The 26,426-nt window shown below is 62.0% G+C and carries 24 protein-coding genes and 1 pseudogene; 10 read left to right on the top strand and 15 right to left on the bottom strand.

Features of this window, described 5'->3' with window-relative positions:
* Positions 1-72: 72 nt before the first annotated feature.
* The 4 genes from E4U03_RS08530 to E4U03_RS08515 are packed head-to-tail and all read right to left on the bottom strand — an operon-like array spanning position 73 to position 3,861.
* Positions 73-852 (bottom strand): enoyl-CoA hydratase, encoded by a 780-nt coding sequence (locus E4U03_RS08530; RefSeq protein WP_135013123.1) that lies wholly within the window; start codon positions 850-852, stop codon positions 73-75.
* 26 nt (positions 853-878) lie between these two features.
* Positions 879-1,808: a 3-hydroxyisobutyrate dehydrogenase gene (gene mmsB, locus E4U03_RS08525; RefSeq protein ID WP_135013122.1), complete on the bottom strand. Its 930-nt coding sequence runs from the start codon at positions 1,806-1,808 to the stop codon at positions 879-881.
* 54 nt (positions 1,809-1,862) lie between these two features.
* Complete coding sequence (locus E4U03_RS08520) at positions 1,863-2,624, bottom strand: SDR family oxidoreductase (RefSeq protein ID WP_135013121.1); 762 nt, start codon at positions 2,622-2,624, stop codon at positions 1,863-1,865.
* Between the two features lie 31 nt (positions 2,625-2,655).
* Positions 2,656-3,861 carry an acyl-CoA dehydrogenase family protein gene (locus E4U03_RS08515; protein WP_135013120.1) on the bottom strand — a complete coding sequence of 402 codons (1,206 nt, stop codon included), beginning with the start codon at positions 3,859-3,861 and terminating at the stop codon, positions 2,656-2,658.
* A 268-nt stretch (positions 3,862-4,129) separates the two neighbouring features.
* Here E4U03_RS08515 and E4U03_RS08510 point away from each other — a divergent pair.
* A pseudogene (locus tag E4U03_RS08510) lies at positions 4,130-5,900 on the top strand (AMP-binding protein).
* Positions 5,901-6,007: 107 nt separating this feature from the next.
* Here the strand turns inward: E4U03_RS08510 and E4U03_RS08505 are convergent.
* Together E4U03_RS08505 and E4U03_RS08500 are read right to left on the bottom strand one after the other, a co-directional pair.
* Positions 6,008-7,093 carry an enoyl-CoA hydratase/isomerase family protein gene (locus E4U03_RS08505; protein WP_135013119.1) on the bottom strand — a complete coding sequence of 362 codons (1,086 nt, stop codon included), beginning with the start codon at positions 7,091-7,093 and terminating at the stop codon, positions 6,008-6,010.
* A gap of 12 nt (positions 7,094-7,105) precedes the next feature.
* Positions 7,106-8,605: a CoA-acylating methylmalonate-semialdehyde dehydrogenase gene (locus E4U03_RS08500; protein WP_135013118.1), complete on the bottom strand. Its 1,500-nt coding sequence runs from the start codon at positions 8,603-8,605 to the stop codon at positions 7,106-7,108.
* A gap of 202 nt (positions 8,606-8,807) precedes the next feature.
* Here E4U03_RS08500 and paaA point away from each other — a divergent pair, with 202 nt between their 5' ends.
* The 8 genes from paaA to E4U03_RS13800 all read left to right on the top strand — a co-directional run bounded on the left by paaA (position 8,808) and on the right by E4U03_RS13800 (position 15,029).
* Complete coding sequence (gene paaA, locus E4U03_RS08495) at positions 8,808-9,830, top strand: 1,2-phenylacetyl-CoA epoxidase subunit PaaA (RefSeq protein WP_135013117.1); 1,023 nt, start codon at positions 8,808-8,810, stop codon at positions 9,828-9,830.
* 2 nt (positions 9,831-9,832) lie between these two features.
* Positions 9,833-10,144, top strand: coding sequence for a 1,2-phenylacetyl-CoA epoxidase subunit PaaB (paaB, locus tag E4U03_RS08490; RefSeq protein ID WP_135013116.1), 312 nt, complete (start codon positions 9,833-9,835; stop codon positions 10,142-10,144).
* A complete protein-coding gene (gene paaC, locus E4U03_RS08485) occupies positions 10,141-10,968 on the top strand; it encodes a 1,2-phenylacetyl-CoA epoxidase subunit PaaC (protein WP_135013115.1) in 828 nt (275 codons plus the stop codon). The genes paaB and paaC overlap by 4 nt, the downstream gene beginning before the upstream one ends.
* Before the next feature lie 210 nt (positions 10,969-11,178).
* Positions 11,179-11,640: a 1,2-phenylacetyl-CoA epoxidase subunit PaaD gene (paaD, locus tag E4U03_RS08480; RefSeq protein WP_228066045.1), complete on the top strand. Its 462-nt coding sequence runs from the start codon at positions 11,179-11,181 to the stop codon at positions 11,638-11,640.
* Between the two features lie 16 nt (positions 11,641-11,656).
* Positions 11,657-12,808: a 1,2-phenylacetyl-CoA epoxidase subunit PaaE gene (gene paaE / locus E4U03_RS08475; protein ID WP_135013114.1), complete on the top strand. Its 1,152-nt coding sequence runs from the start codon at positions 11,657-11,659 to the stop codon at positions 12,806-12,808.
* 13 nt (positions 12,809-12,821) lie between these two features.
* Entirely contained in the window at positions 12,822-13,592 is a 771-nt protein-coding gene (locus E4U03_RS08470) for an enoyl-CoA hydratase/isomerase family protein (RefSeq protein ID WP_135013113.1), read from the top strand.
* Between the two features lie 370 nt (positions 13,593-13,962).
* A complete protein-coding gene (locus tag E4U03_RS08465; protein ID WP_135013112.1) occupies positions 13,963-14,397 on the top strand; it encodes a hypothetical protein in 435 nt (144 codons plus the stop codon).
* Positions 14,398-14,693: 296 nt separating this feature from the next.
* The gene (locus E4U03_RS13800) at positions 14,694-15,029 is read left to right on the top strand and encodes a serine aminopeptidase domain-containing protein (protein ID WP_135013111.1); all 336 of its coding nucleotides are present in this window, start codon (positions 14,694-14,696) and stop codon (positions 15,027-15,029) included.
* Positions 15,030-15,218: 189 nt separating this feature from the next.
* On the opposite strand, the gene E4U03_RS08455 is transcribed toward E4U03_RS13800, so the two are convergent.
* From E4U03_RS08455 to E4U03_RS08430, 6 genes are all read right to left on the bottom strand, one after another.
* Positions 15,219-16,046: an HpcH/HpaI aldolase family protein gene (locus E4U03_RS08455; protein ID WP_245207701.1), complete on the bottom strand. Its 828-nt coding sequence runs from the start codon at positions 16,044-16,046 to the stop codon at positions 15,219-15,221.
* Positions 16,031-16,816 (bottom strand): 2-oxo-hept-4-ene-1,7-dioate hydratase, encoded by a 786-nt coding sequence (gene hpaH / locus E4U03_RS08450; protein ID WP_135013110.1) that lies wholly within the window; start codon positions 16,814-16,816, stop codon positions 16,031-16,033. Before hpaH ends, E4U03_RS08455 begins: the two co-directional genes overlap by 16 nt.
* A gap of 9 nt (positions 16,817-16,825) precedes the next feature.
* Positions 16,826-17,932: a 3,4-dihydroxyphenylacetate 2,3-dioxygenase gene (gene hpaD, locus E4U03_RS08445; protein WP_135013109.1), complete on the bottom strand. Its 1,107-nt coding sequence runs from the start codon at positions 17,930-17,932 to the stop codon at positions 16,826-16,828.
* 77 nt (positions 17,933-18,009) lie between these two features.
* Positions 18,010-19,527, bottom strand: coding sequence for a 5-carboxymethyl-2-hydroxymuconate semialdehyde dehydrogenase (hpaE, locus tag E4U03_RS08440; RefSeq protein WP_135013108.1), 1,518 nt, complete (start codon positions 19,525-19,527; stop codon positions 18,010-18,012).
* A 46-nt stretch (positions 19,528-19,573) separates the two neighbouring features.
* Positions 19,574-20,272 carry a GntR family transcriptional regulator gene (locus E4U03_RS08435; protein WP_245207703.1) on the bottom strand — a complete coding sequence of 233 codons (699 nt, stop codon included), beginning with the start codon at positions 20,270-20,272 and terminating at the stop codon, positions 19,574-19,576.
* A 22-nt stretch (positions 20,273-20,294) separates the two neighbouring features.
* Positions 20,295-21,815, bottom strand: a complete 1,521-nt coding sequence (locus E4U03_RS08430; protein WP_135013106.1) for a fumarylacetoacetate hydrolase family protein — start codon at positions 21,813-21,815, stop codon at positions 20,295-20,297.
* 234 nt (positions 21,816-22,049) lie between these two features.
* Here E4U03_RS08430 and E4U03_RS08425 point away from each other — a divergent pair, with 234 nt between their 5' ends.
* A complete protein-coding gene (locus tag E4U03_RS08425; RefSeq protein ID WP_135013105.1) occupies positions 22,050-23,945 on the top strand; it encodes an FAD-binding monooxygenase in 1,896 nt (631 codons plus the stop codon).
* A 94-nt stretch (positions 23,946-24,039) separates the two neighbouring features.
* Here E4U03_RS08425 and E4U03_RS08420 read toward each other — a convergent pair whose 3' ends face one another.
* The 3 genes from E4U03_RS08420 to E4U03_RS12865 form a co-directional block, all read right to left on the bottom strand.
* Positions 24,040-24,435, bottom strand: coding sequence for a hypothetical protein (locus tag E4U03_RS08420; protein WP_228066042.1), 396 nt, complete (start codon positions 24,433-24,435; stop codon positions 24,040-24,042).
* Between the two features lie 68 nt (positions 24,436-24,503).
* Entirely contained in the window at positions 24,504-25,154 is a 651-nt protein-coding gene (locus tag E4U03_RS08415) for a hypothetical protein (protein WP_135013103.1), read from the bottom strand.
* Positions 25,155-25,212: 58 nt separating this feature from the next.
* Positions 25,213-26,426, bottom strand: a 1,214-nt coding sequence (locus E4U03_RS12865) for a PLP-dependent aminotransferase family protein (RefSeq protein WP_167752368.1), incomplete at its 5' end; no start/stop codon positions are given.

Genomic DNA, 26,426 nt, shown 5'->3' with positions numbered 1-26,426 from the left:
GTATTTAGTGACCATTTAGTCAGTTATTCACTCAACCCAACTGTGTCACATTTTAGTGAGACACGCAACACTTTAGCGGTGCTTAAAATCAGCCTCCCGCTTCTCAACGAAGGCAGCCATGCCCTCTTTCTGATCCTCGGTTGCAAAAAGAGCGTGGAAGGTGCGGCGCTCAAAAGCAACGCCCTGGGCCAGGGTGGTCTCAAAGGCGGCATTGACGGCTTCCTTGCAGACCTGGGCCACGAACTTTGACTTAGAAGCAATAGTTTCTGCCATCTCAAGGGCGGTGGGGAGAACGTCCGCGTCCTGCTCCACCAGGCGGGATACCAGCCCTGCCCGCTCGGCTTCGTCCGCCCCCATAAAGCGCCCGGTCAGGCAGAGGTCCATGGCCTTAGCCTTGCCCACAGCGCGGGTGAGGCGCTGAGAGCCACCCATGCCGGGGATGACCCCCAGGTTGATTTCGGGCTGGCCAAACTTGGTGGAGGGCCCGGCAACCAGCATATCGGCCATCATGGCCAGTTCACACCCGCCGCCCAGGGCGTAGCCGTTCACGGCAGCTACGATGGGGGTGCGCAGGCGGGTGAGGTTGTCCCAGTGGGCAAACCAGTCGGCCGCGTACATGCTGGCGTAGGTCTGGGACGACATCTCCTTGATATCGGCGCCAGCGGCAAACGCTTTTTCGCTACCGGTCAGGACGATGGCCCCTACCTCGGGTGAGCGGTCAAAGTCGGTTGCGACGGCAACAACCTCGCGCATAGTGGCATCGTTGAGGGCGTTGAGGGCCTTGGGGCGGTTGAGGGTAATCAGCCCTACCCGGCCGCGGGTTTCAACCAGAATGTTCTCGTAGGTAGTCACGGGTGTTTCTCCTTGCTGTAGGCGGGCTAGATACCTGGGACGGGTGAGCCGTCGGCCTCGCGAATGGCGTTAATGACGTCTGAGAAGTCCTTGGTGCCGCGCCCTTCTTCTACCAGGTGAGTATAGATATCTGCGGCGTGCTTGCCGAGTTCGCCGTTACCCCCTGCAGTGTCGAGGGCAGCAACTGCCAGGCCCATATCCTTGCTCATGAGGGCGGTAGCGAAACCCGGTTCGTAGTCGCGGTTGGCGGGCGAACCTGGCACAGGGCCTGGCACCGGGCAATTGACGTTGACCGCCCAGCAGTAGCCGGACGAAGTAGAAATGACGTCGTAGAGCACCTGGGCGTCGAGCCCCAGACGCTCACCCAGCACGAAGGCCTCGGAGGCACCCACCATGGTGATGCCCAGCAGCATGTTGTTGCAGATTTTGGCGGCCTGGCCGGTGCTATTGGTACCGCAGTGAACCACCTTCTTGCCCATCACCTCAAGCAGGGGGCGCACCTGCTCTACATCCGCCTCAGCGCCGCCCACCATGAAGGTGAGGGTGCCCTGTTCGGCCCCCACCATACCGCCGGAGACCGGGGCGTCGACGGCCCGCATGCCGGCTTGCACAGCTAGGTCGACTGCCTGGCGGGCGTGCTCCACCTCGATGGTGGAGCAGTCCACGAAGAGGGTGCCAGGCTTGGCTGCAGCCAGCAGACCTCCCTGCCCCTCGCATCCGCCGTAGGCTCCCAGAACGTGCTGGCCAGCGGGCAGCATAGTGATGACGATATCAGCCTGGGCAGCGGCTTCTTCACCGCTGGCGGCAACCCGGATTCCGTGGTCGCGGGCAGCATCGAGCGCGGCGGGCACCAGGTCGAAGCCGTGCACGGTGTAGCCTGCAGAAACCAGGTTGGCTGCCATGTAGCCGCCCATGTGCCCCAGGCCGATAAAAGCGATAGTGGGTGTGGTGGTCATCTTCTTCTCCCTTACAAGGTGGGCTATTCTGTCTCGTCGGTTCCGGGGTGCGGCCTAGCGGGGGGCCATGCGCAGGGCGCCGTCCATGCGGATTGTTTCGCCGTTGATGTAGTCGTGCTCGGCGATAAAAACAGCCAGGTCGGCGTATTCAGCGGGGGCCGCGAGACGCTGCGGGAAAGGCACATTTTGAGCGAGTTCTTCGCGGAACTCTTCGGTAATGCCAGCCATGAGCGGGGTGTCCACGATGCCCGGGGCGATAGTGTTCACGCGAATTCCTGAGCTGGCCAGATCTCGGGCCGCGGGCAGGGTCAGGGCTACAACCCCGCCCTTTGATGCCGCGTAGGCTATCTGACCAATCTGCCCCTCATAGGCGGCGATAGAGGCGGTGTTGATAATGACGCCCCGCCCGGCTGTGCCTTCTACCGGCCCCTGGGTGGCCATCAGGGCTGCCCCGGCCGTGAGCACATTGAACGTGCCATTGAGGTTAATGCTGACGGTTTTAGCGAAGAGGGCAGGGTCATGCGGCCCCCTTTTGGAGAGGACGCGGGCCCCCGGGGCGATACCGGCGCAGTTGACCACGGTGCGCAGGGGGCGCTCACCCTGCCCCACCCGCTCGAAGGCAGCTTCAACGGCGGCGTAGTCGGTGACATCGCCGGGCAGGAAGGTGACGCCCTCAACCTCCCCGGCCTTCTCGATACCGGAGGGAAGGTCGAGGCCATAGACGTGCACGCCGCGGGCAGCCAGAGCGCGAGCGGTTGCTGCTCCGATACCCGAGGCTGCGCCCGTAACCAGGGCGGTGGTGTTGGTGAGATCCATGGTGTTCTCTTTCAGGTAGGAGGTGAGGGGTTTAGACGAAAGCTGAGTAGCCGGTCAGGGCCCGGCCCACGATAAGGGAGTTGATTTCGTAGGTGCCCTCGTAGGTGTAGAGGATTTCGGCGTCCCCAAAGAACTTGGCCATCTCGTAGTCAGTGGTCATGCCGTTACCGCCCTGGATTTCCCGGCCCAGCCAGGCGCTCTGCCGGGCCAGCTTGGTAGTGGTGGCCTTGGCCATGGCGGCGTGAACCATGTCGAGGGTTCCGTTTTCTTGCATGCGGGCGCAGTTCATCATGAGCCCCAGGGCTGCCTGTGTGTTGCTCATAATTTCTGCGATGTTCTTTTGGATGAGCTGGAACTTAGCCAGGGGCTTGCCGAACTGCTGGCGGGTGATGGCGTAGTCGCGGGCGATATCGAAGATACCCAGCTGAATACCGTAGCCCTGCCAGCCCACCCAGGCGCGGGAGTTGCGCAGCATCTCGTTGGCGGCGTCAAAGTTGACGGCCCCGGGCAGGTGGGCGCTAGCGGGCACCTTCACATCGGTGAGGGTAATGTGGGCGTTCTGCATGACGCGCAGGCCAATCTTGTTGCGAATCTTCTCGGCCTCATAGCCGGGGGCATCGGTAGGTACGATGAAGGCCTTGATCTGCTGGTCGGCGGTATCGCGGGCCCAGACCAGGGCGAAGTCGGCGATGGTACCCATGCCGATCCAGCGTTTTTCACCGTTGATGACCCAGTTTTCGCCGTCAAAGGTGGCGCTGGTTTCAAGGCCGCCGGCGATATCGGAGCCGTGGTCGGGCTCGGTCAGGGCAAAGGCACCGGTGAGTTCAAAGCTTTCGAGTTTCGAGAGCATCTCGGCTTTCTGCTCGTCAGAGCCGAGAATGTTAATCATACCGAGCACCAGCTCGTTGTGAATACCGACCAGGGCTGAGAGTGAGACGTCTACCCGGGTCACTTCTGCGTAGACCAGGCCGCGGAAGAGCCAGGAGGTCCCGCTGGTTTCAAGGCGGGCCAGGCCAACCTCAGCCATGCCTTCGAGCAGGTGCAGGGGGAATTCTTCGGTGTTCCAGTAGTCAACGATTTGGGGGCGTACTTCTTCTTGCAGGTAGGTGCGGATGCGCAAGAACCACTCTTTTTCGTGGTCGGGTAGCAGGTTAAGGACGCCGAAGGGGTCGATGTCGGGGAAGGGCAGGGGCTTTTCGGGTGGGTTTTTGACCATTCCGCGGATGTGGGTGCTCATAAGGGTAGCTCTCCTGTGCAACGTCGTCGTGTGCAACTCACGGGCGGGGTTCACCCGCACTTCTTGTATGAGTCAAGCCATATTTAGCTCTGAATGTACTCCACCTTGGGGCCGCCGGGTAGCTTTTGGGGGAATTAATTGGTTCGTTACGCACAGACAGGCTTGCCTTCGTTGATTTTTCCACAGGGTCTTGGCAGGGGCGCCACCCCTCCTCTATAGTGACTCATACCACTATTCTTGCGTGGTTTATTGCCGAAAGAGGTTACTCATGAACGTTACCGAAGAGTTCCGCACCATTCGCGATCAGCTTGTTGCCCTGCGTGAGGACTACGCCGCTGCGCGCGAACAGTTCACTTGGCCCCGGTTTGAGTATTTCAACTTCGCCCTCGACTGGTTTGATCAGGTAGCTGCCAGCGAGGAACGCAAGGACGCCCCCGCCCTGATTATCGCGGAGCAGGACGGTTCCAGCGTGAGCGTGAGCTACGCAGAAATGTCTCAGCGGTCATCGCAGGTGGCTAACTGGCTACGGTCGATAGGCGTGAAGCGCGGCGACCGTGTGATTCTCATGCTGGGCAACCAGGTAGAGCTCTGGGAGCTTATGCTCGCCGGCATCAAGCTGGGCGTTATTCTCATGCCCTCCACCGAGATGCTTGAGCCGGTTGACCTCGATGAACGCATCAGCCGTGGCACGGTCGAATGGGTCATTACCAATAGCAAGAACGTGCCCAAATTCGAGCGAGTTGAGGGCAACTTCACCGTAATCGAAACAGACGGTAAGACCGAGGGGGCCCTGACCAAACACCCCCACCTGAACTACCTGGATGCGGCGTCCGCTCCCACCGATTTCACCCCGGACGCCCCCACCCAGGGCGACGAGCCCCTGCTCTGGTACTTCACCTCGGGCACCATCTCGCGGGCCAAGATGGTGGAGCACACCCACACCTCCTACCCGGTGGGCCACCTTTCGACCATGTACTGGATTGGCATGGGTCCCGGCGACATGCACCTGAATGTGGCCTCACCTGGCTGGGCCAAGCACGCCTGGTCCAACATTTTTACCCCCTGGATTGCTGAGGCAACCGTCTTTATCTACAACTACTCCCGCTTCGACGCTGCTGCCCTCATGCAGAACATGGAGAAGTTTGGGGTCACCAGCTTCTGCGCCCCGCCCACCGTCTGGCGCATGCTCATTCAGGCTGACCTGAGCCAGCTGGCAACCCCGCCCACCAAGGTCGTTGCCGCAGGTGAACCGCTGAACCCCGAGGTAATTTCCAAGGTGAAAGCCGCCTGGGGTGTGGATATTCGAGACGGCTTTGGGCAGACCGAGTCCACCGTGCAGATTGCCAACTACGCCCGGCCAGCCCATCAAGATTGGCGCTATGGGCAAGCCCCTGCCCGGCTACGACATTGTGCTGATTGACCCGGCTACCGATGAGATTTCTGAAACCGAGGGTGAGATTTGCATTCGCCTGGGCGATGCCCGCCCGCTGGGCCTCATGACCCAGTACAAGGGGAACCCCGAGAAGACCGAGGACACCATGCGCGGGGGCTTCTACCACACCGGCGATATTGCCGAGTGGGACGAGAACGGGGTGCTCACCTATGTGGGCCGCGCCGACGACGTCTTCAAGGCCTCCGACTACAAGCTCTCCCCCTTTGAGCTGGAGTCCGTAGTCATTGAGCACCCGGCTGTGGCTGAGGCTGCGGTGGTTCCCTCACCCGACGAGATCCGCCTGGCTGTGCCCAAGGCCTACATTGTGTTGGCCTCTGGGCACGAGCCAACGGCTGAGACCGCGAAGGATATTCTCAAGTACGCCCGCGACCACCTGGCTGCCTACAAGCGGGTGCGCCGCATCGAGTTCTACGAGCTGCCCAAGACCATTTCGGGCAAGATTCGCCGCGTGGAACTGCGTGCCCGTGAGAACGAGTTCCACGGCCGCCACGGCGAGAATACCGCCACAGCTCTGGCCGCACGCACCACCACCGAGGGCTACGGCCACGAGTTCGCCGACACGGACTTCCCGGACCTCAAGGGCTAGGTAAGCTATCTTTCTCTGCAACGAATGTGACTCATATTCCCAAGCGGGCGTTAAAACAACACCCTTTCGGGAATATGAGTCACATTCGTAGTGGGGTGACTGCGTCTTTAGACTAAGCCCAGCTCCCCCGCCTTCGTGGGGGTGAAGAAGGCCAGGACGCTCTCGCGCGAGACCTCTGCCAGACTGGCAGGGGACCACTGCGGGTTGCGGTCTTTATCGACCACCTGGGCCCGGATGCCCTCGCGCATATCGTGATGGGCCAGGGCATTGCAGGAGGTCACAAAGTCCTGATTCAGGGTTTCTGCCAGGCTCTGGCTACCGGCTCGACGCACAGCTTCTAGAGCCACCTTCATGCCGGTCGGCCCGTTCTTCTGCAGGGCCGCCAGAACCGTACCGGCGAACTCGGCGCCGTCCGCCCCCGAATCAGCCACCGCCTGGACCTTCTCAAGAATTTCCTCAACGGTATCGGCGGCAAAAGCACCCTCAATCCAGTGGGCGTTCAGCACAAGCTGGGAGGGAGGTGCATCAGCCGCAAAGCTCTCAATGACGCGGGTGACGGCGTCCGCCCCCTCGACCTTCTCAAGGGCAGCAACCAGGTCATCGAGCTTCTCAGACGGCACGAAATAATCAGCCATGCCGACGGCGAGTGCGTCCGCCCCGGTCACGTGCAGGCCGGTGACGGCCATGAGGGTGCCAAGGTTCTGCGGGGCGCGGGCCAGGATGTTGAGGCCACCCACGTCGGGGCAGAAGCCGATGACGGTTTCGGGCATACCGGTGCGGGTGCGTTCGGTGACGATGCGGTGGGAGCTATGGGCTGAGACGCCCACGCCGCCGCCCAGCACCAGGCCATCCATGAGGGAGATGAAGGGCTTGGGATAGCGGGAAATACGCAGGTCCAGGGTGTATTCCACTCGGAAGAAGTCCACGCCCTGATCTGGGTTTTCGCCAGTGGCCTTGTAGAGGGCTACCACGTCGCCGCCTGCGCAAAGACCCCGTTCACCGGCGCCGCGCAGGAGCACGGCGGTGATGCCGGCGTCCTGTTCGAAGTCGTCCAGGGCTGCGTTCATCAGCTCCATCATCTCGGCGTTGAGGGCGTTGACCGCGCGCGGGCGGTTGAGGGTGATAACCCCCAGGCTGCCACGTTTTTCGGTTAGGACGCTCTCGGTCGGCTGGGTACCGGGCGTATCGGTCACGGTGGGCCTCCTTTAGTTGCCGGTGGGCATGACGAAGCTGGCGCCCTCTTTAATGCCGGAGGGCCAGCGGGATGTTACCGTCTTGGTCTTGGTGTAGAAGCGGAAAGCGTCGGGCCCGTGCTGGTTGAGGTCGCCGAAGCCGGAGGCCTTCCAGCCGCCGAAGGTGTAGTAGGCAATGGGCACGGGGATCGGCACGTTCACACCTACCATACCCACATCGACGCGGCGGGCGAATTCGCGGGCGGTATCGCCGTCGCGGGTGTAGATGGCAACGCCGTTGCCGAACTCGTGGTTGGTGGGCAGGGCTAGGGCCTCTTCGAAGTCATCGACACGCACCACGGAAAGGACGGGGCCGAAGATTTCTTCGCGGTAGATGGACATATCGGTGGTGACCTTATCGAAGAGGGTAGCGCCGACGTAGTAGCCGCCCTCGTGGCCTTCAACTTGAACGCCGCGTCCGTCCACCAGTAGCTCGGCGCCTTCCTTCTCACCGGCGGCGATGTAGCCTTCGATGCGTTCGAGGGCGCTGGCGGCAACGACGGGGCCGAAGTCTGCCTTGGGGTCAAGGGCGTGGCCGACCTTGAGGGTCTTGGTGCGCTCGACCAGCTTTTCGACCAGGGCGTCGGCGGTGGCCTGGCCGACGGGCACGGCCACCGAGATAGCCATGCAGCGTTCACCGGCAGAGCCGAAGGCTGCGCCGATCAGGGCGTCGGCCGCCTGGTCGAGGTCGGCATCGGGCATGATGATCAGGTGGTTCTTGGCACCGCCGAAGCACTGGGCGCGTTTACCGGTGCGGGCGGCGTGCTCGTAGATGCTCTGGGCGATGGGGGTGGAGCCCACGAAGCCGATGGCCTTAATGCGCGGGTCATCGAGCAGGGTATCAACGGCCTCCTTGTCGCCGTTGACCACGTTGAAGATGCCGTCGGGCAGGCCGGCTTCGGTCCAGAGTTCAGCCAGGCGCAGGGGCACGGAGGGGTCGCGCTCTGAGGGCTTGAGGACGAAGGCGTTACCGGAGGCGATTGCGGGGCCGCACTTCCAGAGGGGAATCATGGCCGGGAAGTTAAAGGGGGTAATACCGGCGACCACGCCCAGGGGCTGACGCATGGAGTAGACGTCGATGCCGGTGCCTACGGAGTCGGAGTATTCGCCCTTGAGCAGGTGGGGGACGGCGGTGGCAAATTCGACGACGTCAAGGCCGCGCTGGATATCGCCGTGGGCGTCGGCTACGGTTTTGCCGTGTTCGAGCGAAAGCATCTCGGCCAGTTCGTCGGCGTTCTGGTTGACCAGGTCCACGAAGCGGTGCAGAATACGGGCGCGCTTCTGGGGGTTGGTAGCAGCCCACTTGGCCTGGGCTTCTGCGGCGTTGGCGATAACATCGCGCACCTCATCAGCGGACGCCAGGGGCACCTGGGCCTGCACCTGGCCGGTGCTGGGGTTGTAGACATCGGCGAAACGACCTGAGGTTCCGGGGCGATGGGCGCCGCCGACGTAGTGGGTTAACTGCTTCGTCATCGAAGCCTCCTTCCGTGAGGGCGCACAGATTTTTGTGCATCATCTCACACGATACAGAAAAAATAGACGGGTGCATAGGGGCCAACCCCAAGATTACGCTTGACCGTGATGTGCTCAAGACTATATTCTGAACGAACGGTCAGTAATTAGTGCAGATGGGGCTGCCTCGCCCCGAGCAGCCCGCACCCGCAAGGAGCCAGACATGACTTCAACGACGAAGAACCCCGACCTCTCCCCCGTCGCCGATGCCCCCGCTCATGCAGGCGAGAACGTCCTCAACGAAGAAGCCGAGCAGGCCTACTTCGACAAGCTCATCGCCGACGACTCCCGCGTCGAACCCCGCGATTGGATGCCCGAAAAGTACCGCAAGACCCTCACCCGCCAGGTCTCCCAGCACGCCCACTCCGAAATCATCGGCATGCAGCCCGAAGCTAACTGGATTACCCGCGCCCCCTCCCTCAAGCGCAAGGCCATTCTCATGGCTAAGGTGCAGGACGAAGCCGGGCACGGCCTCTACCTCTACTCCGCCGCCGAAACCCTCGGCACCCCCCGGCACATTCTTAACGAACAGCTGCTCGAAGGCCGCGCCAAGTACTCCTCCATCTTTAACTACCCCGCCCGCACCTGGGCAGACATGGGGGCTATCGGCTGGCTGGTCGACGGGGCCGCCATCTGCAATCAGGTGCCCCTCTGCCGCGCCTCCTACGGCCCCTACGGCCGAGCCATGGTGCGCATCTGCAAGGAAGAATCCTTCCACCAGCGCCAGGGCTGGGAAATCCTCTACGAGCTCTCCCACGGCACCCCTGCCCAGAAGAAGATGGCCCAGGACGCCGTCAATCGCTTCTACGGCCCTGCCCTACAGATGTTTGGCCCGCCGGACGTCGACTCCCCCAACTCCCAGCAGTCCATGGCCTGGAACATCAAGCGCTTCTCCAACGACGAGCTGCGCCAGCGCTTCATCGACATGCTAGTTCCCCAGGCAGAAGCCCTCGGCCTCACCCTGCCCGACCCCGACCTCAAGTGGAACGAAGAACGCGGCCACTACGGCTACGGGCCGCTGGACTGGGACGAGTTCAACTCCGTCATCTCGGGTAACGGCCCCTGCAACGTCCAGCGCATGCAGCGCCGCCGCGCCGCCCACGAAGAAGGGGCCTGGGTGCGCGAAGCCGCCGCCGAATACGCCCGCAAAACCGCAGAACAGCACTCCGAACTGCTAGGAGCCTAACCATGACCGAGAACATCGCCCACCTGCCCGAATCCAACGAATGGCCCCTCTGGGAGGTCTTCGTCCGCTCATCCCGCGGTCTCTCCCACGTGCACGCAGGCTCCCTGCATGCCCCCGACGCCACCATGGCCCTGCGCAACGCCCGCGACCTCTACACCCGCCGCAACGAGGGCACCAGCGTCTGGGTTGTACCCGCCGAAGCTATCCTGGCATCCGACCCCGACTCCAAGGGCGGCTTCTTTGAATCGTCCCAGGGCAAGAGCTACCGCCACGCCACCTACTACACCAAGAGCGAAGGGGTAAAGCACCTATGAGTTACGCATCCTTCGAATCAGCAACCCGCCACAGCGAGGGCGAATCCATCGTTGCCGAAGATATCGTAGCTTCCGGTGTGCAGGCCAGCGAAGAAGTAGCCCGCTACGCCCTGGCCCTGGGCGACGATGCCCTCATGCTGGGCCAGCGCCTGGCCCACTGGATTTCCCGCGCCCCCGAACTCGAAGAAGACATCGCCCTGGGCAACATCGCCCTCGACCTGATCGGTCACGCCCGCTTCTTCCTCACCTACGCGGGTACCGCCTGGGGTAAGACCGAGGACGACCTGGCCTACTTCCGCGACGAAGAAGAGTTCCGCTCAGCCCGCCTAGCAGAACAAGAAAACGGTGACTTTGGGCAGACCATCGCCCGCCAGCTCATCTTCAGCTACTACCAGTACGAGCTCTACTCAGCCCTGGTGAAGTCTGAAGACCCCACCCTGGCTGCCATCGCCTCTAAGGCCCTCAAGGAGGTCGCCTACCACCAGGACCACGCCACCGCCTGGGCCCTGCGGCTGGGCATCGGCACCGAAGAATCTAACCGCCGCATGCAAGAGGGCCTCTACTACATGTGGCCCTATATCGACGAGCTCTTCTACGACTTCGAGGACGCCGCAGCCCTCCCCGGCGTGGCCGTACTCCCCTCCACCCTGCGCGAGAACTTCGAAAAGCGCCTGCACGCCATCATCGAAGAAGCCCAGCTGAAGGTACCCGACGTGCCCCAGGCCCGCGGCGGCGACCGCTCCGGCCAGTTCTCCGAAGCCCGCGGCCATATCCTCACCGAACTTCAGGTCCTCGCCCGCGCCCACCCCGGCGCCACCTGGTAGTTCCCAGTCGGCCCAGCACAAGGAGGTGCACCCGTGAACACCCGCAGCGAGCGTCCGCCCCGCCATTGCTCAGACGGCAGTGCTCTGACCAGCGAGCAGGCCAGCGCCGGAGTCGATTTTAGCTTCGGCTTCGACGCCGACTCCGGCTACACCGCCCCCGCCCTAGAGACCGAGAGCTCCGTACCCGCCCCCGAGGGGTCAGACGCCGCCTTGTGGGAACTTGCCGCCCGAGTCGCCGACCCAGAAATTCCCGTTCTTTCCATTGCTGACCTTGGGATTCTTCGGGCCACCCGCTACGAGGGCGACCAGCCGGTTGTGGTCATTACCCCCACCTACTCCGGTTGCCCGGCCCTGGACGCCATTACCACCAACGTCCGCCAGGTCTTCACCGACCACGGCTACCCAGCCCCGCACGTCGAAACGGTGCTCTCCCCCGCCTGGAGCACCGACTGGATGAGCGAGGCCGGCAAGGCCCGCCTTGCCGAGTACGGCATCGCCCCGCCCACCGGCACAGCTGCCGCGGGCCCCGTGGGCCTGGGCCTAGCCGTCAAATGCCCCCGCTGCCACTCCCTGTCCACCCGCGAACTCACCCGCTTCGGCTCCACCTCCTGCAAGGCCCTCTACCAGTGCCAGGCCTGCTCCGAGCCCTTCGACTACTTCAAGATTCACTAGACCCGAGGAAGACGCCATGACCGACACCAGCACCCGCCGCCGCGCCACCTTTAACACGCTGACCGTGGCGGGCGTCCGCAAACTCACCAAAGACTCCGTCGAAGTCACCTTCACCGTGCCCGACGAGCTCGCTGCCGACTACGACTACCTGCCGGGCCAGTACGTCGCCTTGCGCGCCCAGATTGACGGGCAGGAAGTCCGCCGCTCCTACTCCATCTGCGCCGAACCCACCCCCGGCGAAATCCGCGTCGCCATCAAGCGCGACTTCGGCGGCCTCTTCTCCAACTGGGCTAACGACACCCTCGAACCCGGCTACCAGATCGACGTTATGAACCCCCAGGGTGCCTTCGTCTCCAAGAGCACCATCACCAGTCTGAATAACCCCGAAAAAATTGCTGAGGACGCCGCCGCGGCAGGTGGCGAGCACATGATCGCCTTCGCCGCCGGCTCAGGCATCACCCCCATCATCGCCATCGCCCGCACCGTGCTCAAGACCAGACCCACCAGCACCTTTGACCTGGTCTATGCCAACAAGTCGGCCATGGACGTCATGTTCGCCGAAGAAATCGGCGACCTCAAGGACCGCTACCCCACCCGCTTCGCCGTGCACCACGTGCTCTCCCGCGAACAGCGCATCAACCCGCTCATGAGCGGCCGCATCGATGATGAGAAGCTCAACGCCATCTTGGACCACGTCATCCAGGTGGACAAGGCCGACGAGTGGTTCCTCTGCGGCCCCTTCGAGCTAGTGCAGCTCTGCCGCGATACCCTGGCCGCGCGCGGTGTGCGCGAGGACGACGTTCGCTTCGAACTCTTCACCACCGGCAAGCCTGAAGCCCCCGCAGGCCAGCAGGGCCGAGCCGTGGAGGCTGACTCGGCCGGCGCTAACTACGCCATCTCCTTCAACCTGGACGGCACCTCATCCTCCGTTGAGTCCCCCGTTTCTGCCAACGAAACCATCCTTAACGCCGCCCTGCGCGTACGCGCCGACGTGCCCTTCGCCTGCGCCGGTGGCGTCTGCGGCACCTGCCGCGCCAAGGTTGTTTCGGGTGACGTGAAGATGGAAGAAAACTACGCCCTGGAAAAGGACGAGGTCGAGGCCGGCTACATTCTCACCTGCCAGACTCGCCCCTGCTCCGACGCCGTGACCGTGGACTTCAACGCCTAGGAGGGGTGTAGCCTTGATTGATTTGACCATTGAGGGCGCTGTCGCCGAGGTCGTGCTGAACGCCCCCGAAAAGATGAACGCCGTGAACGAGGCCGCCCTGGCCGAGCTTTCTGCCGCCTACGACGAGGCGGCCGCGGCGGGCGGCCGCGCCCTGCTTCTGCGCGGGGAGGGGCGCGGTTTCTGCGCCGGGCGCGATATCGCCGGTCTGGTGCCTGCTGAGGACGACACCTACGGTTACCTGGCCGGTCAGGTGACCCCGCTGCTGAAGAAGATGAGTGCTTTCCCTGCCCCGACCTTTGCTGCGGTGCAGGGCCCCTGCCTGGGGGTGGGGCTGGGTCTGGCCATTGCTACTGACGTGGTTTATGTGGCTGAGAACGCCAAGATTGGCTCCCCCTTTGCTAACTTGGGCGCCACCCTGGATTCTGGTGGGCATGCCCTTTTTGTGGAGCGGCTGGGCGCCCACCGGGCTCTGGACCTGATTTATACGGCTGACCTGATGTCTGGGGCTGAGGCTGTGACGGCCGGGCTCTTTAGCCGGGCTGTTCCCGCCGAGGAGCTCCTGGACTTCACCCGCGAGAAGGTGGCCAAAGTGGCAGCCGGGGCGACCGGGGCCTTTATGGCGTCTAAGCAGCTGGTGGCCCAGGTGCGCGACGCCCGGGTGGGCCTCTGGGAGTCCGTTGAAGCTGAGAACAAAGCTCAGGGCAACCTGTGCTCCTCTGCGGACTATGCCGAGGGTTTCGCCGCTTTCACAGAGAAGCGGAGACCGGTTTTTCGGGGTAGGTAGATTTCTAAGATAAGAACCAGAAAGCAGGGTATACGGTGGTTTCCTTACAGATATTCCATCAATAGCCCTGCTTTCCTACTGTTCGGATTTTATGGTTTCAGATGTCGCTTCATTGCAAATTTAGCCCCCAGCCAGTAAGAGAAAACGGGGCAGATAACAATTGCTATTCCTCCGAGTACAGACCACATTTAATGTTCCTCCTTTGTTGGAAATAACCTAAACAAAAGGAAATAACTGACATAGCACAACAGGACACAGCAAGGTACAGGTATCCAGAATCAGACATCACTACCTCCGACAAAAATGTGAATCTAGATATGCCTGCAGCGCAGCAAAACTGCCAGCCGCTGAAGCAAGATAAGCTACCTGTGTGGAGTTGAAAGCAATCCCTCCCAATACTAAGAATGAACCAGGAGCCATGGTTGCCGCAGCAGCGAACAAAGCAACCGATCCAATTTCAAAAATTATTGTTGCCACAGTAGTTGCACAAAAAGATGCGGATGGCATTGAACCTTTATATAGAGATAAAGCAGTGGTTTCAACAAATATATTCCCTGACTTTTTCTCTACAGAGAAAATACTGCCATCAGCAAAGAAAGAAAAGCTTTCACCTTCTCCAATGGAAGAAAATTTTTCCCCAAGAGCCTCGCCATGGTCTTCATTAGCATCAAACACCGGGTTGCTAGAAATGTTTATTGTAGAATATCGAGAACCTTCATCTAGAAAATTATTGCTCGCCTGCGCTGGCGAGAAAGAGAAAAGCATTAGAACTGACAATATAACAATAAAAAAATTCTTTAAATAATGCATCATCGCACCTTCTTCGAAAGAGATTTTCAATTGTGGGCTTGTGGGCTTGTGGGCTTGTGGGCTTCAACACTACATACAATGAAAAATTGAGTCAATAGTTATCCCAAAAAAATTTTACGACATTACATAAAACTCTACGCGAGGGATCCAGGAACATTTCGCCACGATGTGCTCCAGAATACTTTTCATAGGGGGGTACAATACCTACTGTCAACACCCCATACAAAGAAGTATCAATTATGGATTTACACGAATTCACCTTTACCTCCGCAAACGGACGCGACGACGTCCATGCCTGGGGTGTATGTACCGGCAAGTCAACCCCGAGGCATCGTCCACGTCATTCACGGACTGGGCAAGCATTCACACCGCTACCTCCACCTCATCAGTACCCTCCTTGACCACGGATATGCAGTAGCTGCCACAGATCACGTTGGCCATAGGGCCACCTGCGTAGCCAGCGGCATATGGCAAGGCACTGGAGAAGGCGGTTGGCAGGTCTATGTCTCGGACGAACCCACCCTCCAACAACGCGCCCAAGAAATCGTTCCGGACGTCCCCTATGCCATATATGGGCGTTCCTGGGGCTCATCCATGACGGCGTCCCCGCTGGCATGTACGGGGTAGAACACTACCCGCTAGCAGCTGCGCTAGCTGCGGCTGACCCAGCGAGTCCAGCAGGAGAGCTAGCTGACCCGGTCTTTGCTGGAATGACAAAACGATGTGGCGACCATGCCGGCCCCACCGATTGGGTAGCAGTTGACGCTGATGTGGTGGAAGACCACCTTGCTGATCCGCTCAACAATTTTGCGGCGCTCATGACCGTTCGGTTCCTCCAAAGTAGCCTACATCGGCGGAGCCGGGGGTGGCATCCTGGACGAAGCGAGCAGCCAGCTTCTTAGACTCCAAGGCCAGGAGCTGCACGTCAGCGGCCACCAGAATAAAATCAGCGCCGGCAGCCAGATAGTCCTCTGCCTGCGCCGGGTCGAAGGCATTCACGCCTACCTTCACCCCGGCGGCACGGGCTATCTCGATAACCCGCTTTACGGCGTCCACCACCTGCGGGTGGTTCTGCTGGCCCAGCAACCCCATGGAGGCAGCCAAGTCTGAGGGCCCGATGAAGACCCCGGCCAGGCCGTCCACCGCGCAAATCTCCTCAGCATTGGCCACGGCTGCCGCCGACTCGATCTGCACAAAAAGCGAAATATACTTCTCGGCCTCGGTCAGGTAGCCGGGCACCCCGCCCCAGCGGGCTGAACGAGACAGGGCAGACCCCACCCCGCGCACCCCCGCCGGAGGGTAACGGGTAGCAGCGACCGCGTCCCGAGCCATCTGGGCAGTATCGACCATGGGAATGAGCAGGTTCTGGGCACCGGCGTCCAAGAACTGCTTAACAGCGACAACATCCAGGGAGGGAAGGCGCACCATGTCCTGCACCGGGTAGGCAGCCGTCACCTGCAATAGCTGCTGCACCGTCTCAAGGCTGGCAACCCCGTGCTCCCCGTCAATGAGTAGCCAGTCCAGGCCGGAACCGGCGCAGATTTCGGCGACCACCGGTGAACCTGAGCAGACCCACATGCCCACCGCGGGGCGTCCGAGGGTGTGCAGATGCTGGCCGAAGGGCTTATCTAGACGAAGCGACACGTTACTGCTCCTAAGTCCCCATAGTCGGCGTAGACGGTATCGCCCGGGTGCACCCACATGGGCTTGGTGAAAGAACCGGCCAGAATAATCTCACCGGCTGTGAGGGAATCCCCGTGGGCAGCCAGCTTATTGGCCAGCCAGGCAACGCCGTTGGCCGGGTGGTTGAGGACGGCAGCTGCCACCCCGGTGTCTTCAATCTGCTCGTTGCGGTAGAGCAGAGCTGAGACCCAGCGCAGGTCAATGGAGGCCGGATTTACCGGGTTACCCCCGTAGACCATGGCGCCCAGGGCAGCATTGTCGCTGATGGTATCGACGATGGTGCGGCCCTCCATCTCAATGCGGGAGCTCAGAATCTCCAGGGCTGGAACCACATATTCGGTGGCCCGCAACACGTCAAAAATAGTGACATTGGGCCCGGTCAGGTCGTCCTTGAGCACGAAAGCCAGCTCAACCTCAATACGCACGTTGGAGTACTGGGAGTGCTCAATGACCGAGCCGTTTTCGTAAACCTGGTCAGCGAAGATCGCCCCGTAGTCGGGCTCGGTAATGCCGGTGGCTTCTTGCATGACCTTGGAGGTCAGCCCGATTTTGCGGCCAATGAGGCGGCGGCCAGCGGCCTCGCCCCGGACCCGCCACATGTTCTGCACCGCGTAGGAGTCCTCAACGGTCATGTCGGGGTAAGTGGCGGTCAGGCGCGGAATCATGGTGCGATTTGCTTCGGCCTCGGCCAGGTCATTGGCAATTTTGGTGAGCTGTTCTTTAGTGAGCATAGAAAACCCCTACAGCTGGTGCCCCAGCTTGTATTCGCCCTTCTTCCAGTCGGGCATATCTTCTTCGCCAGCGCGGGTGTAGGAGAAGCCGTCGGCACCGATGGTCTGTTCCATTTCGGAATCGTCGGTGCGTTCGACCAGGGGCACGAGATTACCGTCGAGGTCGAGCACGCGGGAGGCGTCGGTGTACCAGGAGGGGACGACGGGGGTGCCCCACCAGTCGCGGCGCTGGTTATCGTGGACGTCCCAGGTGACGCGGGGGTTGTCGGGGTCGCCGGTGTAGTAGTCCTGGGTGTAGATTTCGACGCGGTGGCCGTCGGGGTCGCGCAGGTAGAGGTAGTAGGCGTTGGAGACGCCGTGGCGGCCGGGGCCGCGTTCGATGCGGTCAGAAAGACGCAGGGCGCCGAGCTTGTCGCAGATGGCGATGATGTTGTGCTTTTCGTGGGTGGCGAAGGCGACGTGGTGCATGCGGGGGCCGTCGCCGCCGGTCATGGCGGTGTCGTGAACGGTGGGCTTACGGCGCATCCAGGCGGCATAGGAGGTGCCAGCTTCGTCCTGGATGTCTTCTGTGACGCGGAAGCCGAGGTCTTCCATGTATTCGATGGCCTTGGGGACGTCGGGGGTGACCTGGTTGAAGTGGTCGAGGCGGACGAGGGCGCCGGGGGTGTGGAGTTCGTAGCGCCAGGCTAGGCGTTCGACGTGGTCGACATCGTAGAAGAATTCGTAGGGGAAGCCGAGGGGGTCGAGTACGCGCACGGAGTCGCCGAGGCCCTTGACGAAGCCGTCCTTCTTGCGACGTACCTCGCAGCCGCGGGCGGTGTAGAACTTTTCAGCTTTGTCGAGGTCTTCGGGGGTGCGGACGCGGTAGGAGAAAGCTGCCACAGCCGGAACGTCGCCCTTGCGCAGGATCAGGTTGTGGTGGATGAACTCTTCGAGGGAGCGCAGGTAGATGGTGTTCTCGTCTTGTTCGGTGACGACGAGGCCGAGCACGTCGACGTAGAAGTTGCGGGAGCGTTCGAGGTCGGTGACGACCAGTTCCATGGAGGCGCAGCGGACGATATCGGGTGCATTCTCGTCGGGCACGATGACGGGGTAGTCAACAAAGGTAGGTGACATGGTTTTGCTTTCTTGGGTGGGGCGGTCGCCGGGAGGCTACGATGCCTACCCGGCGGCCGCGGGTGTGTGGTGAGGTTTTAGTCGGCCTTGCCGAAGACGGAGTTATGGACTTCGCCGAGGTTGATGTGGACGGCCTGCTGGTCGGTGTAGAAGTCGATGGAGCGGTAGCCGCCTTCGTGGCCGAGGCCGGAGGCTTTGACGCCACCGAAGGGGGTTCGGAGGTCGCGGACGTTGTTGGAGTTGAGCCAGACCATGCCTGCTTCGACGGCCTGGGAGAAGTTGTGGGCGCGTTGCAGGTTGGAGGTCCAGATGTAGGCGGCGAGGCCGTACTTGGTGTTGTTGGCTAGTTCTAGGGCTTCTTCGTCGGTGTCGAAGGGGGTGATAGCGACGATGGGGCCGAAGATTTCTTCCTGGAAGATTCGGGCGTCGGGGGCGACGTCGGCGAAGACGGTGGGGAGGACGAAGTTGCCTTCGGGGAAGTCGGCGGGGCGTTCGCCGCCTGCGACGAGGCGGGCTTCGGTCTTACCGATTTCTACGTAGGACATGACCTTTTCGTAGTGCTCGGGGTGCACCAGGGCGCCGACTTCGGTGGCGGGGTCTGAGGGCAGACCGACTTTGACGCGCTTGGCCTGGGCGGCGTAGCGTTCAACGAATTCGTCGTAGATGCTGCGCTGGACCAGGATGCGGGAGCCTGCGGTGCAGCGTTCGCCGTTGAGGGAGAAGACACCGAAGATGGTGGCGTTGATGGCGGTTTCGAGGTCGGCGTCTTCGAATACGACGGCCGGGGACTTGCCGCCAAGTTCCATGGAGAGGCCCTTGAGGTAGGGGGCCGCGTTAGCGAAGATGATTTGGCCGGTCTTGGATTCGCCGGTGAAGGAGATGAGGGGGACCTCGGGGTGCTTGACCAGGGCGTCGCCTGCGGTTTCACCGAAGCCGTTGACCAGGTTGAAGACGCCTGCGGGTAGGCCTGCTTCTTCGAAGATTCCGGCCCAGAGGGAAGCCGAAAGGGGAGTGAACTCAGCAGGTTTAAGGACGACGGTGTTGCCGGTTGCCAGGGCGGGGGCCAGCTTCCAGGATTCCAGCATGAAGGGGGTGTTCCAGGGGGTGATGAGGCCGGCGATGCCGATGGGCTTGCGGTTGACGTAGTTGACCTGACGGCCGGGGACCTTGAAGGCGTCGTCGGTCTGGGCGACGATGAGGTCGGCGAAGAAGCGGAAGTTTTCGGCAGCGCGTCGGGCCTGGCCCTTGGCCTGGGTGATGGGTAGGCCGGAGTCGAAGGATTCCATCTGGGCGAGGGCGTCCTCACGGGATTCGACGATGTCGGCGATCTTCATGAGCACGCGGGCGCGTTCGCGCGGGAGCATACGGGGCCAGGGGCCCTCAGTGAAGGCGGTGCGGGCAGCGGCTACAGCGGCTTCGATGTCTTCTTTCTTGCCCGAGGCAGCCTGGATGTAGGGCTGGTTGGTGACGGGGTCGAGCACGTCGAAGGTTTCGCCGTCGATGGAGTCAACGAACTGACCGTTGATGTAGTGCTGGATGCGCTCGGGCAGCCCGGCGGGCTTGGTGGGTGCGGTAGTGGTTTCAGTAGTGCTCACAGGTAACTCCTTTGTGCGGTGTGAGGGGCGGACGCCGGTGGGCGGGTTACACCGGCTCGGGGATAGTGCTGAGGTAGCTGGTGAGGGTCGCCTGGCGGTGGTCTCGTACAGCTTGTTCGACCTCGTGGGCTGGCTGGCCGCGGTCGATGAGGTCGATAATTTGGTCGTGTTCTGCCACTGATTCGGCAGCACGGCCGGGCACGAAAGAGAAGGTTGATTCGCGCAGGTTGCCGAGGCGGTTCCATTCGCTCCCTACCAGGTCTACGAGGTGCTGGTTGGGGCAGCGGTGGGTAAGAACCTGGTGGAACCGGTGGTTGAGGTCGGTGAAGGCTTTGGGGTCAAAGTCTTCAAGGAGGGTGGCAAGCTGCTGGTTGTAGTCACGAGCTGCAGCGATGTCTTCAGCGGTCAGGTGGGGCAGGGCTAGAGCGGTGGCTGCACCTTCTAGAATGCCGAGGGTTTGCATGCTCTCTACGTAGGCGGAGCTGTCGACCATGGCGACCCTGGCGCCCACGTTCCGCTCGAAAGTGACGAGGCCTTCTGCTTCAAGCTGGCGGATAGCTTCGCGCACAGGAACCACCGACATATCGAGTTCCCGGCCGATAGAGGCCAGCACCAGGCGGTGGCCAGCGGCAAAATCGCCGTTCACGATTTTTTCGCGCACCCAGGTGTAGGCAGTCTCGGCTTTAGATAGACCCTTCTTGTAGTCGAGGGTCACCGGTATTGACGTCCCGGGGTAGAGATCGATATTCACGGTGGTTCCTAGCGGGTTAGGGCTGAGCGGGTGGGTTCTGGGCCAGCCAGTCTTTGTACTTTTCTTTCCAGGCGCCGGTGGGTGGGAAGAGCCCGTCCACAGGGTGACCGGCTGCGACATGTTCGGCGACCCAGGCGTCCTCGTGTTCTTTATCGAAAGCGGCCTGGGCGACTTCGGCTGCGATAGCGGGCGGGATGACGATGGCTCCGTCGTCATCGCCGACGATAATATCGCCGGGGAGCACGGTGGCGTTTCCGCAGGCCACTGCCACATCGACCTCCCAGGGGACGTGCTTGCGGCCCAGGACGGCCGGGTGGGGTCCCTGAGTAAAGACGGGCAGGCCGATTTCTTTGACAGCCGCGTAGTCGCGCACCCCGCCGTCGGTGATGACGCCGGCGGCCCCGCGTCCTTTCGCCCTCAGGGCCAGGATGTCACCCAGGGTGCCGGAGCCGGACTCCCCGCGGGCTTCAATGACGATAATTTCTCCTTCAGTCACCTCGTCAAAACAGCGTTTTTGGGCGTTGTAGCCACCGCCGTGGGCCTTGAACAGGTCTTCGCGGTTGGGCACAAAGCGCAGGGTTTTAGCAGTGCCGACAATTTTGGTGCCGGGGGTCTGGGGGTAGACGCCCTCAATGACAACGTTGTTGAGACCGCGAGCGCGGAGCTGGGCTGATAGACCAGCAGTGGGTACGGACTGCAGGAGGCGGCGGAGTTCGGGAGTCAGAGCGGACGCAGCCTGTGAGGTTTCTTGTTCTTCCAGCGGGGGGAGCTCGGCAGCTTCGCGGGAGCCCCAGGCTTCTTCGGTCTGCTTTTCGTCAACGGCGGGTAGAGTGCCGATGGACTCGTTGAAGTCGCCTCGACCTGCGATAACGGGGGTAACGAGACGACCCGAGGTGGGGGCTCCGGCGGAGGTGGGGGCGTCTACTTCCACTTCGACGACGTCACCGGGGACGATGACGGAGGAGCCTGCGGGGGTACCGGTCAGGATGACGTCGCCGGTTTCGAGGGTCATGTGCTGGGAGAGGTCGGCGACGAACTGGGAGAGGGGGAAGATCATGTTGGCCGCGGCGGTGTCATCCTGCTGTACGAGTTCGCCGTTAACCCAGGTGCGGATGCGTAGCTGGTCTTCTGACACCGTGCGAGCGTCGATGAGGCCGGGGCCAAGAGGGGTGTAGCCGTCACGACCCTTGGACCGCACGTTGGAGCCCTTGTCGGCGGGGCGGTAGTCGTAGATGCCCAGGTCGTTGGCGGCAGTCACGTAGGCGACATGGTTCCAGGCGTCTTCAAGGGGAACGTGGCGGGCAGGGGTGCCGATGACCAGGGCAATTTCTCCCTCAAAGGCAAGGAGTTCGGTACCCTCTGGGCGCTCAACGGGGGCGCCGGAGCCGGCCAAGGAACTGGTGGGCTTGAAGAAGTAGGAGGGCTGAGCCGGACGCCGCCCGCGCTGGGCTGCACGCGATTCGTAGGCCACGTGCACGGCGATAATCTTGCCGGGCGTGACGGGAAGGGAATCTCGGTTGGAGGGGGTAGCAGTCATGGAGTCTCCTCGTTGAGCTCTATCAACCTTGTCTGAAATCGTATATCATTTTCACACACTAGCAAGTAACTCACATCACAGCAAGAGCTTTTTGTAAAAGCCTTGCAGTCACCCCGCGATGAGTTTCAGACAACCCTTGCCACCCCTGCTGTACATCGTATATGATTCAGAACAAGTGTTATACATCACATATTTGCTGAGGTGCAGCGCCGCACCCACTCCCTAAGGAGCACCATGCATTTCCACCACAACGGCTATATTTCCCGCGACCCCCGCCTTGAAGACGCAGCAGGCTACGGCATTAACCGCGCAGATGAACTACCAGAGACCATGGACGTTCTCATCGTCGGCTCCGGCCCCGCCGGTATGATTGCCGCCGCCCAGCTCTCCCAGTTCCCCCAAATCAACACCCGCATCATCGAACGCAGGGCAGGCCGCCTCGAACTCGGCCAAGCTGACGGCATCCAGGCCCGTAGCGTCGAAACCTTCCAGGCCTTCCGCTTTGCCGAAGAAATAATCCGCGAGGCCTACCACATCACCGAAACCAGCTTCTGGAAACCCGACCCTGCCAATCCCGACAACATCGTCCGCATCACCCGCACCCCCGACGACCCCCACAACATCAGCGAATTCCCCCACCTGATCATCAACCAGGCCCGCATTCTCGACTACTTCGCCGACTTCGCCCGCAACTCCCCCGGCAAAATCACCCCCGATTACGGCATTGAGTTTCTCGGGCTCACCATTGAAGAAGACCACGACTACCCCGTGAAAGTCACCGTCCGCCATACGACCGGCGAACACTACGGCGAAGAACGCACCGTCCGCGCCAAATACGTCATCGGCTGCGACGGAGCCCGCTCTGGCGTCCGCAAGTCCATTGGCCGCACCCTCTCAGGCGACGCCGCCAACCATGCCTGGGGCGTCATGGACGTCGTGGTCAACACAGACTTCCCCGACTGGCGCATGAAGTGCGCTATCACCTCTACCAAGGGTTCCATCCTGCATATCCCCCGCGAAGGCGGCCACCTGGCCCGTGTTTACGTTGACCTAGGCGAAGTCTCCCTCAACGACAACCATGCCGTACGCTCCACCCCCATTGAAGAAATCATCGACCGCGCCAATGCCATCTACCACCCCTACTCCATCGATGTGAAGAACGTGGCCTGGCACTCGGTCTACGAAGTCGGCCACCGCCTCACCGACCACTTCGACGATGTCGACACCTGCGACCGCGGCACCCGCACCCCCCGCGTCTTCATCACCGGAGACGCCTGCCACACCCACTCAGCCAAGGCAGGCCAGGGCATGAACGTCTCCATGCAGGACGGCTTCAACATTGCCTGGAAACTCGGCCACGTACTCTCAGGGCGCGCCCCCGAGGCCCTACTCGATACCTACTCCGGGGAACGCCAGGAAATCGCCAAGAACCTGATTGACTTCGATAAAGAGTGGTCCACCCTCATGGCCACCAAGCCCGAGGACCTGCCCAGCCCCGAATATCTTGAAGAGTTCTACGTGAAAACCGCCGAGTTCCCAGCCGGGTTCATGACCGAGTACAAGCCTTCTCTTATCACCGGCGGAACCGAGCACCAGCACCTGGCTGAGGGGTTCCCCGTGGGCAAGCGGTTCCGTTCAGCCCGCGTGAACCGCCGCGAGAACGCCTACCCCCGCCACCTGGGGCACGAAGCAAGAGCGGACGGCCGCTACCGGCTCTACGTCTTCGCCGATGCCGCACACCCGGCGGCTGCTGAGTCAAAGGTCAAAGAGCTCAGCGACTTCCTTATCAGCGACCCTGCCTCCCCCTTTGTCCGCTACCGAACTGAGGGAGCTGACTTCGACGCCCTGATTGAGCCGGTGGTGATCTACCAGCAGAACTACACCGAGTTCGAGACCACCGATGCCCCCGCGGCCTTCCGCCCCCTGGTGGGCACTTATCAGATTGAGTACTGGGAGAACATCTACTGCGCCCTGCCCGATGAAGACATCTTCGAAGAGCGCAAACTCTCCCGCGACGGTGTAGTGGTAGTCGTGCGCCCCGACCAGTACGTGGGTGCAGCCCTACCCCTCACCGACCACACCGCCCTAGCTGCCTACTTCGACGGGGTCTTCATCGACCCCGAGGTCTAGGGCGCCCGGCGCCTCAGAGCCTTAACCATAAAAGGGCCGGGGCAGGTACCACCACTGGTACCTGCCCCGGCCCTTCTGTCTTACGGAATCAGACTTACTGCTGGCCGTCCTGGGCAGCGTTGGCCTCGTCAATACGCTTGGCCAGGCGTTCCTTTTCTTCAGCCTCGCGGCGCTTGGCCTCGGCTTCGCGGCGGGCGCGAGCCTCAGCGTACAGCTTGGTGGACGACCGGTTGATACCGGTGCCTTCGCCCAGCTCGGGGTCGTTGGGGCGCTCCACCAGAATCAGGGTTGCACACATGACCAGGGTGACCACAAAAACAGCACCGGCAACGGTCAAAGCCAGCACCACATTCGGGGTGTTATCTGTACCGCCGGTTGCAAAAACCACGATGCCCAAGAAAGCCACCAGGGCCAAGACCGCCGCGATAATCAGCGGACCGCGCACCTGCGCCTTAAACCCACGATTGGGTGATTCACTCTTCTGAGCCAAGACCATTCCTCCTGAAAACAAACTCTCCACCAGTCTACGGGGTGAGCACCACTTTTGCCCGACAGCCCCTAGCCGTGACGGGCGTCCGCGCGCAAGGACAGCGCACCGACCACCAAGAAAATACCGGCTACTAGGGCCCCGCCACCGGCAGTTCCCATAATGGCCTTATCGCCAATCTCAGAGACCACAGGCAGGGCTGCCGCCGAAAGCGTCACGATAGCGCCCTCAAGCTGCCAGTCACGGGCCGCCGGGTTGCTCGCCTTAGTACGCATACCGGCGAGCAGTTTGAGCACGCCGGTCAAGCCCAGCACGCAGGCAGTAATCAGGGTTAGCCAGAACTCCCCGCGGGGAGCCACAAAAGCCAGTACGCCACCGGCAGCCTGCATCAGGGCGATAGAGGTAAAGGCCTGGGCCGAGCTGGCGCCCCCTACGCGGCGCAGGGTTTGGGCCGTCAGGTAGGACGCCCCCGCATAGCCCAGCATATAAAGACCCAGCATGACGGTAATGACGCCCAGGGTCGGCTGCTGCCAAAAGACCGTGGTGAGGCCGAAGGCCAGGAAAACCAGGGCATGTACCAGGGTGGGGCCGGTGAGGGCGGCTGCAAGAGCAGGATCCACAGGACGCTTGGGGGCGGCCTGCTGCCCGCCGGACTCATGGCGGGGGTCAGAGAACTCGGAGTCGGTGCGCTGGGAATTGGAGTGCTGAGAATCAAAAGTCACCCCACCAGTCTAACCAGCCAAGCTGAAAGCCGCCGAGCCGCAGGTAGCCTGTTACGCCCTACTGGCCAGAATGGGCGCCTAGACCAGCAGGGTAGCCTTCCAACACCTGCCGCAAACTTTCCAGACCGAGAGCCAGCTTACGGTCGCTGACGGCTCCAAACCCAAGAACCAAACCATATAGGGCCTCCCCTGCCTCAGCCCGTGCCGACCAGTAATCCCCCAGCGGGGCCACAAGCACGCCTTCTAAGCGGGCGGCCTCAACCAGTTCACCCTCAAGGCCCCTCCCCCGGGCAGAATCAAGACCGGGCAGGTGAAGCACCGCGTGCAGGCCGCCATCCATGGGTAGTACCCGGGCACCGACCAACCCCTGCAGGGCGGTGAGTACCTGCTCCCGGCGTCCACGGTAAACCCGGCGCATGCGAGCCGTATGGCGGCGCACCCCGCCCGCAGCGAGGAAGGCTGCCATGGCGTCCTGCACGACCGACGACACCGGGTTGCCCAAATCGGCACGCAGTTCGAGCAGGTCAGCCTGCAAATGCCGGGGCACCACCACATAGCCCAGGTTCAAACCGGGAGCCAGCATTTTCGCAAAAGACCCCAGTGTTACCACCCGGTCGGAGGCCCAACGGGCCGGGTCGGCTTCAGCCCCGCCCGGCAGAGGCGGGCGGTCAAGAGAAACTAGAGCCGGCAGGGGGTCGCCCACATAGCGCAGCTCAGAATCGTAGTCGTCTTCAACCAGCAGGGCGTCGTGGGTGCGTGCCCAGGCCAGTAGCTCCAGGCGGCGCACCAGCGGCATGGAAGCCCCCAGGGGGTACTGGTGGCTAGGAGCTATAAGGACGAGGTCGGGCCGGTGAGGCCCCGTAGGCAGGTGGGCAGGGTTAAGGCCCTGCTCATCAACCTCAATCGGTAGGATTTCGTGCCCAAAGGCGAGGGGGATGCGATGCAGGGAGGGGTAGCCAGGGTTCTCGACCGCGATTCGAAGCGGACGGTTGCGCACCCGGCGCCGCAGGGCGGTGAGAATCAGGCGGAAGCCGTCGCGGGCACCGGCAGTTACCAGCAGGTCGTCCGGGGTGCGCAGCACTGACCGCATCAGCCGCAGGTGCTCAGCCAGCTGCACCCGTAACTCATAGGAGCCAGCAGGCGGGTAGGCTGCGCCGGGAGTAGCTGCCGCCTGCCGCCAGGCGGCCCGCCAGGCAGCACTTGCCACCAAGGAGGTATCGGGGCTGCCCGGGCGAAGGTCGATAACCTCGGGGGTGGTGGGGCGGACAAGAC

The organism is Rothia nasimurium (assembly GCF_004569295.1).
Classification (GTDB): Bacteria; Actinomycetota; Actinomycetes; order Actinomycetales; family Micrococcaceae; genus Rothia; species Rothia nasimurium_B.
This window is presented reverse-complemented; position numbering and strand designations above follow the sequence as displayed.

Excerpts from the sequence above, each read along its gene's own strand:
- mmsB (WP_135013122.1), bottom strand. The coding sequence starts at position 1,808 with ATGACCACCACACCCACTATCGCTTTTATCGGCCTGGGGCACATGGGC.
- E4U03_RS08520 (WP_135013121.1), bottom strand. The coding sequence starts at position 2,624 with ATGGATCTCACCAACACCACCGCCCTGGTTACGGGCGCAGCCTCGGGT.
- E4U03_RS08515 (WP_135013120.1), bottom strand. The coding sequence starts at position 3,861 with ATGAGCACCCACATCCGCGGAATGGTCAAAAACCCACCCGAAAAGCCC.
- E4U03_RS08500 (WP_135013118.1), bottom strand. The coding sequence starts at position 8,605 with ATGACGAAGCAGTTAACCCACTACGTCGGCGGCGCCCATCGCCCCGGA.
- paaA (WP_135013117.1), top strand. The coding sequence starts at position 8,808 with ATGACTTCAACGACGAAGAACCCCGACCTCTCCCCCGTCGCCGATGCC.
- paaB (WP_135013116.1), top strand. The coding sequence starts at position 9,833 with ATGACCGAGAACATCGCCCACCTGCCCGAATCCAACGAATGGCCCCTC.
- paaC (WP_135013115.1), top strand. The coding sequence starts at position 10,141 with ATGAGTTACGCATCCTTCGAATCAGCAACCCGCCACAGCGAGGGCGAA.
- paaE (WP_135013114.1), top strand. The coding sequence starts at position 11,657 with ATGACCGACACCAGCACCCGCCGCCGCGCCACCTTTAACACGCTGACC.
- E4U03_RS13800 (WP_135013111.1), top strand. The coding sequence starts at position 14,694 with ATGCCTGGGGTGTATGTACCGGCAAGTCAACCCCGAGGCATCGTCCAC.
- hpaH (WP_135013110.1), bottom strand. The coding sequence starts at position 16,816 with ATGCTCACTAAAGAACAGCTCACCAAAATTGCCAATGACCTGGCCGAG.
- hpaD (WP_135013109.1), bottom strand. The coding sequence starts at position 17,932 with ATGTCACCTACCTTTGTTGACTACCCCGTCATCGTGCCCGACGAGAAT.
- E4U03_RS08430 (WP_135013106.1), bottom strand. The coding sequence starts at position 21,815 with ATGACTGCTACCCCCTCCAACCGAGATTCCCTTCCCGTCACGCCCGGC.
- E4U03_RS08425 (WP_135013105.1), top strand. The coding sequence starts at position 22,050 with ATGCATTTCCACCACAACGGCTATATTTCCCGCGACCCCCGCCTTGAA.